Origin of the sequence: Collinsella sp. AM31-2AC (genome assembly GCF_003469285.1) — a bacterium.
In the GTDB taxonomy this organism is placed as follows: domain Bacteria; phylum Actinomycetota; class Coriobacteriia; order Coriobacteriales; family Coriobacteriaceae; genus Collinsella; species Collinsella aerofaciens_AT.
Window position 1 is genome coordinate 15035 of the sequence record NZ_QSJB01000016.1, and the last position, 14540, is coordinate 29574.

Sequence of the window (14540 nt, forward strand, 5' to 3'; positions counted from 1 at the left end):
GGCTCAAAACGGGAGATTATCCACGCTCGTGGAATGGGTGTCCGAAAATCCACGCTCGTTGGGCCGATGCAGACGCACCTGGCGATTCCTTTTTTGTAGACGTTGTCGCGCGGCTACGGGCGGGAAAGGTCCCAACGGTTAACATATACTCCATATGGGTAAAGAGACCAAAGCGCTGCCGCGGGCGGCGCTTTGCGTTTGAAAAAACTAGCTCGTCTAAGAGGAACTAGCATGTTAGACCGTTTTACCGATCGCGCGCGCAAGGTCATGTCCATGGCCAAGCAAGAAGCGCTCGATCTTCACTCAAATAAGGTGGGTACCGAGCACCTGCTGCTCGCGCTCGCTAAGGAGGACGAGGGCATTGCCGCCGAGGCACTGCGTTCGCTCGACATCTCCTACGATGACATCATGGATACTCTCAAAGAGGTCCAGACCACGGTTCCCGAGCCCAGTGAGGAGACCGAGGCGGCCAAGCTCGCCTTTACGCCGCTCGTCATTAGCGTGATGGAGCGTTCATTCCGCGTGGCGCGTGAAAACAACCAGACCTACGTGTCGACCGAGCACTTGCTGATCGGCATCGTCGAAGAGGGCAACGGCATGGCCATGGACATCCTCATGCGCCTGGGTGTGTCGTCTGCTTCCATTAAAAAGGCCATCGAAAAGCTCACTGCCAAGGATCAGGACAAGAAGCGTCCGCTCGCTGGCGCTGGCGCTGGTCGTCCCGGTGCGGGCCTGCCGTTCTTTAGCGGCTCGGATGCCTCTCAGCAAAAGGGGAGCGGCACCGACACGCTCAAGCAGTTCGCCACCAACCTCACGCAAAAGGCGCGCGACGGCGAGCTCGATCCCGTGATTGGCCGCGAAAAGGAAGTCCAGCGCATGATGGAGATCCTTTCGCGCCGCACCAAGAACAATCCGCTTATCCTGGGCGATCCCGGCGTGGGCAAAACGGCCATCGTCGAGGGACTGGCGCAACAGATTGCTGCCGGCAACGTGCCCGAGAACCTCATGAACCAGAATATCTGGACGCTCGACCTGCCGGGTCTCGTTGCGGGCGCCAAGTATCGCGGTGAGTTCGAGGAGCGCCTCAAGAACGTGATCCAGGAGGCAACCGAGGCCGACGACGTCATCTTGTTTATCGATGAGATGCACACCATCATCGGTGCCGGTTCTGCCGAGGGCTCCATCGACGCGAGCTCCATGCTCAAGCCCGTGCTCGCGCGCGGTGCCTTCCAGATTATCGGCGCCACCACGGCCGAGGAATTCCGCAAGTACCTCACCAAGGACCCGGCCTTCGAGCGTCGCTTCCAGACCATCGATGTCGAGGAGCCGAGCGTCGAGGACACGGTCAAGATCCTGACCGCGCTCAAGCCGCGCTACGAGGAGCACCACCATGTGCGCTATACGCAGGGTGCTATCGAGGCCGCCGCGAACCTTTCCAACCGCTACATTCAGGATCGCTTCCTGCCCGATAAGGCCATCGACCTCATTGACGAGGCCGGTGCCCGCGCCCGCATCGCCGCCAACCGCGCGCCCGAGCCGGTGCGCGAGGCCGAGCATCGCATAGAGGAGCTCAAGGCCGCCGCGCAGGAGGCCACCGAGAGCGACGACATGAACAAGGCCGCCGAGATCACCGAGCAGCAGAAGGCTGCCGAGATTGAACTCGCCGAGGCCAAGGCTGCCTGGACCGCCGAGCTCGACGCCAGCCCGCTCACCATCGACGTGAGTCAGATTGCCGACATCGTGTCCGTGACCTCTGGCGTGCCGGTTTCCTCGCTCACCGAGAGCGAGAGCCGTCGCCTGCTGCAGACCGAAAGCGTGCTCAAGACCCGCATTATCGGCCAGGACGAGGCCGTCGAGGCCGTCGCCAAGGCCGTGCGCCGCAGCCGCTCGCCGCTCAAGGACCCGCGTCGTCCCGGCGGCAGCTTTATCTTCCTGGGTCCCACCGGCACGGGCAAGACCGAGCTCGCCAAGACGCTCGCCGAGTATCTCTTTGGCAGCAAAGACGCGCTCATCAGCTTCGACATGTCCGAGTTCGGTAGCGAGTTCGAGGTCTCCAAGCTCATCGGTAGCCCTCCGGGCTACGTCGGTCACGACGAGGGCGGCCAGCTCACCAAGGCCGTTCGTCGCCACCCGTACTCGGTCGTGCTGTTCGACGAGATCGAGAAGGCGCACCCCGATATCTTCAACATCTTGCTGCAGGTGCTGGAGGAGGGCCGCCTGACCGATAGCCAGGGCAAGACGGTCGACTTCCGCAACACCGTGATCATCATGACGTCCAATGTGGGCGCCCGCGAGATTGCGCAGGATGCGAGCGTGGGCTTTGGCACCACCGGCGAGCAGGGTCTCACGTCGAGTGAGATCCGTGGTCGCGCGATGGGCGAGCTCAAGCGCCTGTTCCGCCCCGAGCTGCTCAACCGTATCGACGACATTGTGGTGTTCCAGAAGCTCTCGGGCGAGAATCTCACCAAGATCGCGCACCTGCTGGTGGACGACCTGCGCCAGCGTCTGATTGCCAACGGCATGAACATCAAGCTCACCGATGCGGCCTATGACAAGATCGTGGCCGAGGGCACCGACCTCACCAACGGTGCGCGTCCGCTGCGCCGTGCTATTCAAAAGCTCATCGAGGACCCGCTGTCCGAGGAACTTCTGGCCGGCGAGTGGGGCGAGGGCGATACCGTCCTGTGCGACGTGGCCGATGGCAAGTTTGTCTTTAGCCACGGCACGGGCGAGATTCCGGCACCGCGTCCGGCAGGTACGCTCGGTGGCGATACCACCCCGGCGGCACCGCACACTGGCAGCGCCGCGCCCGTGAGCGGCGGCGTGACCTCGGGCCCCGGCGGCATGATGCAAGCCGGTTCCGGCGCGCTGTAGGGCGTAACAAAACCTTGTGTCCACGAGGGCGTTCCAAAGGAGCGCCCTTTTTCTGTTGGAAAGCCCCCTTCGTTCAAAGTAGATCTCATTAAACATGTCAATGGCGTATGCATAAACGTTGATCAAGCGTTGAGGTTGGTTGAAGGGTCCAACGTCCCTTCGGCGCGGCCCGTCTAACCTGCTTTATCTTAATAAAGTGGCGTCTCCCCACCGTTAGCCGATGATGCGAGGGCGCTCGGCGTTTTCGACTGGTTTATGCACGCAAAGTCTGGGAATATACAAGGCGCATGTCTTACTGTCTAACCAGTTGCGCCAAGGAGGCACCATGGATTACAAGATCACCGGCTACGAGCCCGCCCAGCTGTTCCATTTCTTTGAGGAGGTCAGCGCGATCCCCCGTGGGTCTGGCAACGAGAAGGGCATCAGCGATTTCCTGGTTGCGTTTGCCAAGGAGCGCGGCCTCGATGTGTACCAGGACGAGGTCTACAACGTCATCATTCGCAAGCCCGCTTCTGCCGGCGCCGAGAATGCCCCGACTGTGATGCTGCAGGGCCACATCGATATGGTGTGCGACAAGTTGGGCTCTGTTGAGCACGACTTTACGACCGACGGTATCGACCTGGTCGTCAAGGACGGCGTCCTCACCGCTAACGGCACCACCCTGGGCGCCGACAACGGTATTGCTGTCGCTCTGATGCTTACTGTGCTCAACGACGATTCGATTGCTCACCCCGCCCTCGAGTGCGTATTCACCACCGACGAGGAGACTGGCCTGGTCGGCGCCGAGACGCTCGACAAGTCCCAGATTAGCGCCCGCACCATGATTAACCTTGACTCCGAGGAAGAGGGCGTTGCCACCGTCAGCTGCGCTGGCGGCGTCGTTGTTACCTACACCTGCCCCATCGTGCGCGAGCACAAGACCGGCAGCACCCTCACGCTCGACATCTCCGGCCTACTGGGTGGTCATTCCGGCAACGATATCAACCTGGAGCGCGGCAACGGCAACCTCATCATGGCCCGCATCATCGACCGCCTGATGGTCGCCGGCGAGCCCGCCATCGTTAGCTTTAACGGCGGCACTAAGGACAACGCCATCAACCGTGAGTGCAAGGCCGAGCTGGTTTACGCCGACCACGCTGCCGCCGAGGCCGCGGCCCAGATCGCAAAGGACATCATCGCCGACGTCACTGCCGAGCTCGAGGTCTTCGACCCCGGCTTTACCTGCACCGTCGAGATTGCCGACGACGCCGAGGTCGAGGCCATGGATCAGAAGTCCGCGCTTGCCCTCATCCGCGCCCTGCGTCTTGCCCCTAACGGCGTGATTCGCCGCAACGTCGCCACCGACGGCTCCGTCGAGGTTTCCTCCAACATCGGCGTGGTCGCCACTTCCGACGACCAGGTCAAGATCATGCTGTCCCCGCGCTCCTCGATCACCTCGCTGCAGAACGAGTTCAAGGACCGCCTGCAGACGCTGGCCGATGTCTTGGGCTTCGACGCCAAGTTCGAGTTCGAGTATCCCGGCTGGAGCTATGCCGAGCATTCGCCGGTCCGCGACATCTTCGTCGAGAGCTATCGCGAGCTCTTTGGCTCCGAGCTGCGCATCGAGTCCATTCACGCCGGCCTTGAGTGCGGCCTGTTTGCTGAGGCCCTGCACGGCCTGGACGCCATCGCCGTGGGCCCGACGCTCTCCGATGTCCACACCCCGGACGAGAGCATGGAGCTCGCTTCTGCCGAGCGCTTCTACGAGCTGCTCATCGACGTCCTCAAGCGCCTTGCCGCGTAAGGGTCGCGCTAGCAGCAGTTCGAGCCACGTGCTGGCGGATTGCAAATGACATTACGAGAGGGGGCATCCGAACTTTTGCGACGGGCGCCCCCCTCTTCTTTTAAGAAATGTGGATTGATTGGCGCCTAGCCCATATCCGCCTTGATGAGGTCGAGGGTGCGCTGGCAGTTTTCGCGGACGGGGCCGAGCATGTGCTCGCGCAGGTCCGCCATGCCGGGCAGGTCGGCGTATTCGTCCATGATCTCTTCCATGCAAATGGGCACCTCGTAGGCGAGGTCCATCATGGTCGCAAAGCAAAACTTCTCGGATAGCCCGGCATCGGTGAGCGCCGCCTCCAGCGCGGGGTCGCCCATACCGTGGTATCGGCGGATAGCGCCTGGACCGATGCGCCCCACTCGATTTTCGCCGCCAACGCTCATGGCAAGGCGCGCCCGGCGGCGCATACGCTCGTACGCCAAGCCCGATGCGACATCGTACATGGGTGCGAGCGCTGCGTTTGTACCTTTGCCTAGGATGAGCGAGTAGTTTTTAGCGTGTGCGTCAGGCGCTCCGATAATGGCGTTATAGAACAACATATAGGTAAAAAGCACAAGATTCATGTGGTGGGGGACTGTGTTAATCAGTCGTTCTTGGATGTCTCGTGTGGTTGGTCCTCCGTCGGCGGTGTATTTCTGGCTTGGCAATACACCGAGCGCCTGGCAAAAGTCCTCCTGATGCAGCCTTTCGATATTCCCGCTGCTATTGACCATTCTGTCGTACCGTTCAACGACGAGCGCGGCTTCGTCTTCAAATGTGCAATAGGAGACGTTGGCAGTTGGAATGCCAACACGCCGAGCCGTTTTCATACAGACGAATTCGTTTAAGGCCTGATGTTTGAACCCAACGACACCATTTTTGAAGATATGGGTAGTGGGGGATGACCCTAGACATTCGCACCATTGGCCATCATGCCAAGCTAGTGCAAATTTGCCTTGGTTGCCGCCCAGGGACCAGCTTTCGTTGGAGCCCATCCATGTCTCTCTTTCGTCATCGCGAATTGCTTTGAGCTTGTGAGCGATTTGAGAATTGGTAAGCGGGCGGTATGCCGAGACCCTGCCGCGGGCGGCGCCTAATTGATCGGTTCGACAAAACTGAACGGCCCCCGCGCAGTCAAGACCGATATGGCACAAGAGGGCGACGGGGTTGTTGGATGCAACGTCATGCTCGGCGGCAATAGCGCGACGCTGCTCTTGGCTGTCGGGCAAAAGGCCAAATAGGAACGGGCGGACGATGTTATGGCCATACGTGCGATTGGAAAGCGGCATTGTAAGCGATAGTGGTGCTCCGCGATAGGTTGGGGCGTATACAAAGCTGCAGAGTCCATGCTCGTCTTGCCGGAGAGTGCCTGCGATTTCGCCACAAATGAGGGTCGCAAGCTCCATCTCTGCCATTTATTTCACAACCTTACAGCCAAAGGAGAGGTCTGAAGTGTCGGAAAGGCCTTGCTCGGCTGCGATTTGGGCCAGCAGGGCACCATAGGAAGATGGCGTTCCTTGTCGGGCGGGTCGTCTGCCTACGCTTGGCTTTGGCAGGGCATTCGAGTTCGCGATAGGGAAGTCCGCTATCGTCGTCGGATGTTCGGAGGGCGATGCGATGGAGTCGTTATCGCTTTGCGCAAAGAGACCTATGCCGAGTGCGTTAAAGACGGTCAGTAACTTGTCGAGCCGAATACCCGTGGCGTCTCCTAGCTCGAGCGATGCGAGCAGGCGCTCCGAAACGCCGGCTTTTTTAGCGAGGGCCGCACGGGTGATTTCCTGCGACTCGCGTGCCTGACGCACATAGATGCCAGCTTGGCGTGGTGTGGTGATGGGAAGGGTATCCATGGCGATCTCCAACATGCAGACTTTTGCATATCAGTATGACATGCAAAAGTCTGCACGAAAAGGTCTCATGCAAAACTTTGCATGAGGCCTTGTACTGGCGTTGAGTTTTGAGCGATTGTGTTTGGCGTTACAGCGCCAAAATCCCCAGATGCTCAAGCAAGATCTTAAGTCCGATGAGGATGAGCACGATGCCGCCCACGATGGTGGCAGGTTTTTCGTAGCGCGCGCCAAAGGTGTGGCCGATCGCTACGCCGGCGACGGAGAAGATAAACGTTGTGACGCCGATAAGCGATACAGCGGGAACGATGTCAACCGAGAGCGCCGCAAATGAGATGCCTACGGCTAGGGCGTCGATTGAGGTGGCGATGGCGAGGATCAGGTACTCGCCCAGGTCAATCTTTTCGGCATCCTTGCCGTCGCCTTCATCCTCGTCCTCGGTAAAGGCTTCCCACAGCATTTTGCCGCCGATGAAGGCCAAAAGGATAAAGGCGATCCAATGGTCGATGGGTCCGATGATGCCCATGAATTGACTGCCGAGCGCCCATCCGATTACGGGCATGCCGGCCTGAAAGCCGCCAAAGAACAGGCCGAGCACCACGGCGACTTTAAGGTTGATCTTCTTCATGCCAAGGCCCTTGCAAATGGAAACAGCAAAGGCGTCCATCGAAAGGCCAACGGCGAGCAACACGAGCTCTGCGAGTCCCATAGTCTGGCTCCCTCTCTGCGGGCGGGCCCGCGTGTACCTCTTGGGGGAGTAACAAAAAAGACCCGTGGCGTACGCGTTGCGCGCACAGCCACGAGTCTCGTTCATTAAGGCAAGCCAGGCCGCATCGGCCAGTGTGTTGACTTGCCGCGCCACCGGAGGCGAACCCGATCACGCGACTACTCCCTCATTTATGCGAATCCCGATGCTACCACATAAGCAGCTCATTTGGATTGGGGCTCTCAGCTGTGTTCGCTCATTCTGTAAGCATCGGATTTTGCGGGCGTCACAGGGGCAAACCGTGAGAAACTTATTGACGTTTATGGAGCGTATACGATGGGAGCGATGCCTTGGATAAGAACGAGCTGCAAAAGCGTATGGAACAGGCTATTCGCCTGACTGCCCCCGGTCAGCCGATTCGCACCGCCCTCGACATGATCATTGCTGGTCACCTGGGCGCCCTTATCTGCGTCGGCGACACCGAAAACGTGCTCGCTGCTGGTAACGACGGCTTCCCGCTCAACATTTCGTTTACCTCGAACCGCCTGTTCGAGCTTTCCAAGATGGACGGCGCTATCGTTATCGATGGCGACCTCACCCAGATCCTGCGCGCCAACTTCCACCTCAATCCCGATCCCTCACTCGCCACGAGTGAGACGGGCATGCGTCACCGTACTGCCGCTCGCATGTCGGTGCTCACCGACGCCATCGTGATCTCGGTTTCGGCTCGTCGTGCCGTCGTCAACGTGTACGTCCACGGTAAGAGCTACGAGATCCAGCCTGTCACCACCATCATGAGCTCGGTCAACCAGCTCGTCGCCACGCTTCAGACCACCCGTCAGTCGCTCGACCGCTCCTTGCTGCGCCTGACAGCCCTTGAACTCGACGACTACGTTACGCTCGCCGACATCACCGGCATTTTCTCGAGTTTCGAGATCATGCAGCAGGCAAAGACTGAGCTTAAGGATTGCATTGTCAAGCTGGGCAACCAGGGCAAGCTCGTGCAGATGCAGCTCGAGCAGCTCGCGGGCTCCAGCATGGATACCGAGTACGACCTGATGATCCGCGACTACGCAAGTGATTCTTCCGAGGCAAACGCCGAGAAGATTCGCGCTGAGCTTGCCCGTATGACGCCCAAGGACTTGTCCGACCCGCAGCATGTGGCGGCGGTTCTGGGTTACGACGACCTGGACGAGGACTCCGTCATGACACCGCTGGGCCTGCGCACGCTTTCGCGCGTGTCCGTCGTGCGCGACGGCGTGGCCGAGAAGATCGTCGACGAGTATGGATCGCTGCAGGAGCTCATGGACGACATCAGCGAAGATCCGGAGCGCCTGGGCGACTTTGGCGTCAACAACCCTGCCATTCTTGCGGACTCCCTGTACCGCATGAAGGGCACCAAACAGGGGAACGCATAATGGCGCCCGTATGCGCCGTGGTCGTTGCCGGTGGCAGCGGCCAGCGCTTTGGTAACCCCGGTGGTAAGCAGCTCGTCAATGTAGCGGGCCGTCCGCTTATGAGCTGGTCCATCCGCGCATTTGACCGTAGCAATAAGGTCGGCCACATCGTCGTGGTTTGCCCTGCCGAGCGTCGTGCCGAGATGCGCCGCCTGGCCATCGACCCGTTTGACTATGACACGCCCATCAGCTTTGCCGATGCCGGCGATACCCGTCAGGATTCCACCCGTGCCGGCGTGCATGCGGTGCCGGCGGGCTTTGAATACGTCGCCATTCACGATGGCGCTCGTCCGCTCATTACGACCGAGGCCATCGACCACGCTATCGACGTGCTCGTGAGCGACCGTGCCCTCGACGGTGTCGTGTGCGGCCAGCCTGCCATCGACACACTCAAAATCGTCGATGGCGACAACATCGTCGAGACGCCGCCGCGCGAGCTGTACTGGGCCGCGCAGACGCCGCAGATTTTTAGTGTCGACGCCATGAAGCGCGCCCATGCCGCGGCGATTGCCGAGGGCTTTATCGGCACGGACGATTCGTCACTGGTCGAGCGCATGGGTGGGCGCGTCCGCTGCGTCCAGAGCCCGCGCGATAACCTTAAGGTGACGGTGCCCGAGGACCTGCGTCCCGTAACCGCGATTCTGCTTGGCCGCATGGCCGAGGGAGAGGACCTTCCCCATGTTCAGTAACCTGCGCATTGGCCATGGCTACGACGTCCACCGTTTGGTGGAGGGGCGTCGATGTATCATCGGCGGGGTCGACATCCCCTACGAGCGCGGCCTGCTGGGCCACTCGGATGCCGATGTGCTCGCGCACGCCTTGGCCGACGCCATTCTGGGCGCCTGCCGCGGGGGAGATATCGGCAAGCTATTCCCCGACACCGATCCCGCCTACGAGGGTGCCGATTCGATGGTGCTGCTCGCTCGCGTGATGGACTATGCGCGCGAGCTGGGCTTTGAGTTTGTCGATGCCGATTGCACCATTGCCTGTCAGCAACCCAAGATCACTCCGCACCGCGATGCCATGCGCGCCAACCTTGCCCATGCCCTGGGCGTCGACGTGGAAAACGTGGGCGTCGCCGCCACCACGACCGAAAAGCTCGGTTGGGAAGGCCAAGGCGAGGGAATTGGCGCCTGGGCCGTCTGCCTGCTACAGAAAACCGTTAAGGAGTAACGAATGCGTATCTACAACAGCGCTACCCATAAAAAGGAAGAGTTCCAGCCCATCGAGTCCGGCAAGGTTCGCATGTACGTGTGCGGCCCCACGGTCTACGACAACATCCATATCGGCAACGCCCGCACGTTCATCAGCTTTGACGTGATTCGCCGCTGGCTCATCGCGAGCGGTTACGAGGTCACGTTCGCCCAGAACCTCACCGATGTCGACGACAAGATCATCAAGCGCGCCAACGAGCAGGGCCGTACGGCCGCCGAGGTCGCGACGGAGTTCTCCGACAAGTTCATCGGTGTCATGCGCGCCGCCAACGTGCTCGATCCCGATGTGCGCCCCCGCGCCACCAAGGAGATCGGCCCCATGATCGCTATGATCAAGACGCTTATCGAGCAGGGCCACGCTTACGCAGCCGATAACGGCGATGTGTACTTTGCCGTGCGCAGCGATCCCAACTATGGTCAGGTCTCGGGCCGCAACATCGACGACCTTATGGTTGGCGCGCGCATCGAGGAGAACGAGGACAAGAACGACCCGCTCGACTTTGCCCTGTGGAAGGCCGCTAAGCCCGGCGAACCCAGCTGGCCGAGCCCCTGGGGCGAAGGCCGTCCCGGTTGGCACACCGAGTGCGCCGCCATGGTGCATCGCTACCTGGGCACCCCGATCGACATCCACGGCGGCGGCTCCGACCTTGCCTTCCCGCATCACGAGAACGAGTGCGCCCAGGCCACCTGCGCCTGGCACCAGGGCTTCTCCAACACCTGGATGCACACGGGCATGCTGCTGGTAGACGGCGAGAAAATGTCCAAGTCGCTCGGCAACTTCTTTACGCTGGCCGAGGTCCTCGAGCAGCATTCCGCTGCCGCCCTGCGCCTGCTGATGCTGCAGACGAGCTATCGCTCGCCGCTCGACTTTTCTTGGGAGCGCTTGGAGGGTGCCGAGAACTCGCTCACGCGTATCGCCGGTACGGTCGAGAACCTGCGCTGGGCCGCGAACCATGCGACGGCCGATGCCGATGAGGCAGCATCCGAGGCGTTTGCCGCCAAGGCCGCCGAGACCCGTGCCACTTTTAAGGAGTGCATGGACGACGACTTTAACACCGCCGGTGCCATGGGTGCCGTCTTTGGCTTTGTGACCGAGTGCAACCAGTACCTGGAGCAGGCGGGCGACGCTGCCGACAAGGCCGCCGCGCTTGCCGCCGCCGATACGCTGGTCGAGCTGCTCGATACGTTTGGCGTTGAGCTCCCCGAGCCAAAGGTCGAGTTGCCGCTGGGCCTGCTGGGCGTAGCCGCCGGCCTGGTTGCCTACACGGGCGACGACGTGGACGAGGCCGCTGCCAAGATTCTCGAGGCCCGCGCCGAGGCCCGCGCTGCCAAGAACTGGGATCTGGCCGACGCCATCCGCGACCAGCTCAAGGACCTGGGCCTCACCATTGAGGATACCGCCGCCGGCACCCGTATTAAATCTCTCTAATCCCCGCGGGTTTCCCAAGCACCCGACCTTGCCGTTCAAACCGTCGCTCGCGTACTCAAGTACGCGTCGCTCCTCTTTCACGGCAATCTCGGGCACTTGGAAAACTCGTACCGACCGCTTGAGCTATTCGTCTTAAGCGGTCGCTTCTTTTGTCCTGTTTGAAAATTTTTTAAAGGAGGCCGTTTTATGGCCGACAATCGCAAGCGTGCGCCTCGTGGCGGCAAGCAGACTGCTTCTGGCTCGCGTCCGATTCGCCGCAACGACCGCGCTGCCGCTCCCAAGGGCCAGCGCGATCGCGCCCAGGCCGCACGTCCGCAACGCGATCGTAACCACGACGCTGTCCAGGTTCCCAAGGGCGAGTTTATCGAAGGTCGTCGTGCTGCCGCCGAGGCGCTGCGCACCGGTTTTCCCATCAAGTGCGCGCTCATCGCCGAGGGCGGGGAGCGCGATGCCGCTCTGTCGCGCCTGGTTGATGACCTCAACGCCACGGGCGTCCGCATTAAGTATGTGCCGCGCGCGCAGCTCGATGCGCTGTCGAGCCATGGCGCTCACCAGGGCATTGCGCTCGAGGTGGGCAACTTCCCTTACGCCGATGTCGCCGACATCCTCGACCGCGCAGGCGAGGGCCCGGCGCTTGTCGTGGTGCTCGACCATGTGACCGACGACGGTAACTTTGGCGCCATCGTGCGCTCTGCCGAGGTCGTGGGCGCGGCGGGCGTCATCATTGCAAACAAGCGCGCCGCCGCTGTGACCGTGGGCAGCTACAAAACCTCTGCTGGTGCCGTCATGCACCTGCCCATCGCGCAGGTTCCCAATATCGCCCGAGCGCTTGACGACCTCAAGGCCGCCGGCTTTTGGGTGGGCGGTGCTTCCGAGCACGCCGAGGGCAGCTGCTGGGATGCTCCCTTTGAGGGCCGCGTTGCGCTCGTCATGGGCTCCGAGGGCGACGGCATCTCGCGCCTGGTGCTCGAGAAATGCGACTTTTTGACCAAGCTTCCCCAGCGCGGCATGACCGAGAGCCTCAATGTTGCCCAAGCGACCACGGCGCTGTGCTTTGAGTGGCTGCGCCGCAACGTCGGCGAGCTCATGGGGGAGGAGTAGCGCATGTCCAAGAAGAACCGCGTCAAGTCCAAGGCCAAGCGCTTTGGCGAGGGCTCGGCCAAGCCAATTGTTTCGGCCGCGACCTATGGCGTGGGCGGCAATGCGTTTGCGCAGGCTATCGCTGATCCGGTCTCGACGGTGCACTCCAATAAGCCCGAGCTGCTGGTGGTCGACGGCTACAACGTGATTCACTGCACGCCGCGCTACGAAAAGCTCGTGTACGACCATTCCGACGATCCGTATTCCAGCGACGTCCACGATATGGCGCGCACCGCCCTCATCAACGACGTCGCCGCCTTTGCCCAGGGCCGCTACGAGGCCGTGATCGTGTTCGACGGCGCGGGCAATATCTCTAACGAGCGCCCCAACCTGCCGGCCCGCGGCGTGCGCATCGAGTTTTCGCCGACGGGTGTCTCTGCCGATACCGTGGTGCAAAAGCTCTGCATCGAGGCACGCGGGGAAGGTCGCGCGTGCTCCGTGGTATCGAGCGACGGCACGATCCAGACTGTCGTCATGGGCAAGGGCGTTACGCGCATCTCGAGCCGTATGCTGGTGGACGAGATCAAACAGATCGATAACGACGTTCATGAGGCAGAGGAAGCTCCGCAGATCAAGATGACTCTGGGCAGTCGCCTGAGCCCCGATGCCCTGGCCAAGCTCAAGGCCCTGCGCGGGAGGTAGGGGAGCTGCCGGCGCGGCGCCGTCTCGCTAACTCCATTCAGCGATGTCGACCATTCTACGGAGACGCCATGTAAGCGCCTCTTTTAGATATGGCAGCCTTGCCGTGAGCGCGTCGTTTCTGGACAGAATCTCGATTGCCTCGTCAACGAAGCCTTCGAGTTTGTCGCCGTCAAACCAGCTCATATCCTCAACAAGCAGCATTTGTTTCGCGGGGCTTGAATGAAACTGCGCGCTGGTAAAACTGTGCTCTCCTGCCTTAAGCTCCTCTAGAGAAACGTTGCACCAGAGCGATGAGCCCGAATCGAAGATGGGGGCAGGTCTGCAGGCTAGCGTGTTGACGTTTCGCACAAGGCCAAAGTTACGCCAATGACGGTCATAGTTGGCGATGATGTCGTCGCACGCGATCATTCGGTCAAGGGCGTCTTTTATATCTGTCGCTCCAAGCTCCTCGCAGTTTGCTACATACCGTTCGTAATCGGTTAGTCGCTCGTCTGCATTTGCATGCTGGTTTACATAGAACGCAGGGACATACTCCTCTTCATCAGTTAAGAAGACATCGCATATGCTCAGCGCGGAAGTACCCGCTCCCTCGAGCGAGTAAGGCACATAATCGCAGGCGTTTAGGATGCGACGGTGGAGCGCAGTCGCCACCATCTCGTTATAGGGTTCCTGGTTTAGATGCGCACCTGCCTTGTGGAGGATTCGACGGTCACCCTCGCATGTCCAGTACTTTTGAAGATTGCCGTCCGAGGTGTTGTCGGGCTTTGCGGCAGCCGCTTTTCCCTCTGGGGCGAAGGGCGCAATGCTGAGAGAGACGTCGTCAAAAGCATTATTGAAGAAATTGATATCTTCCCACGCGAGACCGGAGCCTTGGGGCCTAATCCAATACTGGTCGGATAAGGAGAGGCCAAGATTTCGCTGTACGAGTTCATCGGGAACATCGACTGCGGCTTCTGCAAGCAGGGAGGCTAGCCCAATGCGTGCGAGCGGGATACCGCGGCCGCGCCACCAGATGCGGAAGGAGTCGAGCGATATGGGGCTATTAGGGCCAAATACTCCAATAGGGGCGTGGGCACGATCGACGTCGGCACCGATGTGGGTAAAGTCTTTTCGCGATGTGCTGTAGACCAGCTGGGCGACCTCGTGCGTGCGATTCATGAGGGTGAATGCGATCTCGCTTTTACCGTGGCCGCGGCGGGGACGTCCCCCCGTTTTGGTCACGGAGCGGAGTCGCGTGTCGATGCTGTCTTTGTCGATAAGCCACACGCCAGAAGCCTTCCGGGCCTCAAGTGCTCCGTTTTTTATGAGCTCCTGCACCCTGCGCGGAGTGATGCCGAGCAGTTCGGCAGCTTCCTTGGTAGTAAGCATCGCGAAACCCTTCGCCAGAACGAATAGTTTTATAAAGCTAATTGTAATTAAAACTATTCGTTCTGGCG

At 60.7% G+C, this 14540-nt stretch carries 12 protein-coding genes; 8 read left to right on the top strand and 4 right to left on the bottom strand.

Going from position 1 to position 14540, the window contains the following annotated elements:
* The first annotated feature begins 231 nt into the window (after positions 1-231).
* Both DW796_RS08220 and DW796_RS08225 read left to right on the top strand, forming a co-directional pair.
* A complete protein-coding gene (locus DW796_RS08220) occupies positions 232-2874 on the top strand; it encodes an ATP-dependent Clp protease ATP-binding subunit (protein WP_117775887.1) in 2643 nt (880 codons plus the stop codon).
* Positions 2875-3199: 325 nt separating this feature from the next.
* On the top strand, positions 3200-4657 hold the full coding sequence (locus DW796_RS08225; RefSeq protein WP_118094803.1) for an aminoacyl-histidine dipeptidase: 1458 nt from the start codon (positions 3200-3202) through the stop codon (positions 4655-4657).
* Between the two features lie 125 nt (positions 4658-4782).
* On the opposite strand, the gene DW796_RS08230 is transcribed toward DW796_RS08225, so the two are convergent.
* The 3 genes from DW796_RS08230 to DW796_RS08240 all read right to left on the bottom strand — a co-directional run bounded on the left by DW796_RS08230 (position 4783) and on the right by DW796_RS08240 (position 7225).
* Positions 4783-6087, bottom strand: a complete 1305-nt coding sequence (locus DW796_RS08230) for a type II toxin-antitoxin system HipA family toxin (RefSeq protein WP_117639517.1) — start codon at positions 6085-6087, stop codon at positions 4783-4785.
* On the bottom strand, positions 6088-6519 hold the full coding sequence (locus DW796_RS08235; protein WP_158567717.1) for a helix-turn-helix domain-containing protein: 432 nt from the start codon (positions 6517-6519) through the stop codon (positions 6088-6090). It lies immediately after the preceding gene.
* Positions 6520-6646: 127 nt separating this feature from the next.
* On the bottom strand, positions 6647-7225 hold the full coding sequence (locus DW796_RS08240; protein WP_118094805.1) for a manganese efflux pump MntP family protein: 579 nt from the start codon (positions 7223-7225) through the stop codon (positions 6647-6649).
* A 374-nt stretch (positions 7226-7599) separates the two neighbouring features.
* Here DW796_RS08240 and disA point away from each other — a divergent pair, with 374 nt between their 5' ends.
* From disA to DW796_RS08270, 6 genes are all read left to right on the top strand, one after another.
* A complete protein-coding gene (disA, locus tag DW796_RS08245; RefSeq protein WP_006234973.1) occupies positions 7600-8640 on the top strand; it encodes a DNA integrity scanning diadenylate cyclase DisA in 1041 nt (346 codons plus the stop codon).
* A complete protein-coding gene (gene ispD / locus DW796_RS08250; protein ID WP_118094806.1) occupies positions 8640-9368 on the top strand; it encodes a 2-C-methyl-D-erythritol 4-phosphate cytidylyltransferase in 729 nt (242 codons plus the stop codon). The genes disA and ispD overlap by 1 nt, the downstream gene beginning before the upstream one ends.
* Entirely contained in the window at positions 9358-9852 is a 495-nt protein-coding gene (gene ispF / locus DW796_RS08255) for a 2-C-methyl-D-erythritol 2,4-cyclodiphosphate synthase (RefSeq protein ID WP_006234975.1), read from the top strand. Before ispD ends, ispF begins: the two co-directional genes overlap by 11 nt.
* A gap of 3 nt (positions 9853-9855) precedes the next feature.
* The gene (cysS, locus tag DW796_RS08260) at positions 9856-11322 is read left to right on the top strand and encodes a cysteine--tRNA ligase (RefSeq protein ID WP_117736538.1); all 1467 of its coding nucleotides are present in this window, start codon (positions 9856-9858) and stop codon (positions 11320-11322) included.
* Between the two features lie 186 nt (positions 11323-11508).
* The gene (rlmB, locus tag DW796_RS08265) at positions 11509-12423 is read left to right on the top strand and encodes a 23S rRNA (guanosine(2251)-2'-O)-methyltransferase RlmB (RefSeq protein WP_118094807.1); all 915 of its coding nucleotides are present in this window, start codon (positions 11509-11511) and stop codon (positions 12421-12423) included.
* Positions 12424-12426: 3 nt separating this feature from the next.
* Positions 12427-13104 (top strand): NYN domain-containing protein, encoded by a 678-nt coding sequence (locus DW796_RS08270; protein ID WP_118094808.1) that lies wholly within the window; start codon positions 12427-12429, stop codon positions 13102-13104.
* A gap of 27 nt (positions 13105-13131) precedes the next feature.
* Here the strand turns inward: DW796_RS08270 and DW796_RS08275 are convergent, their stop codons facing one another.
* Positions 13132-14472: a DNA-binding protein gene (locus DW796_RS08275; protein ID WP_118094809.1), complete on the bottom strand. Its 1341-nt coding sequence runs from the start codon at positions 14470-14472 to the stop codon at positions 13132-13134.
* Positions 14473-14540 lie beyond the last annotated feature (68 nt).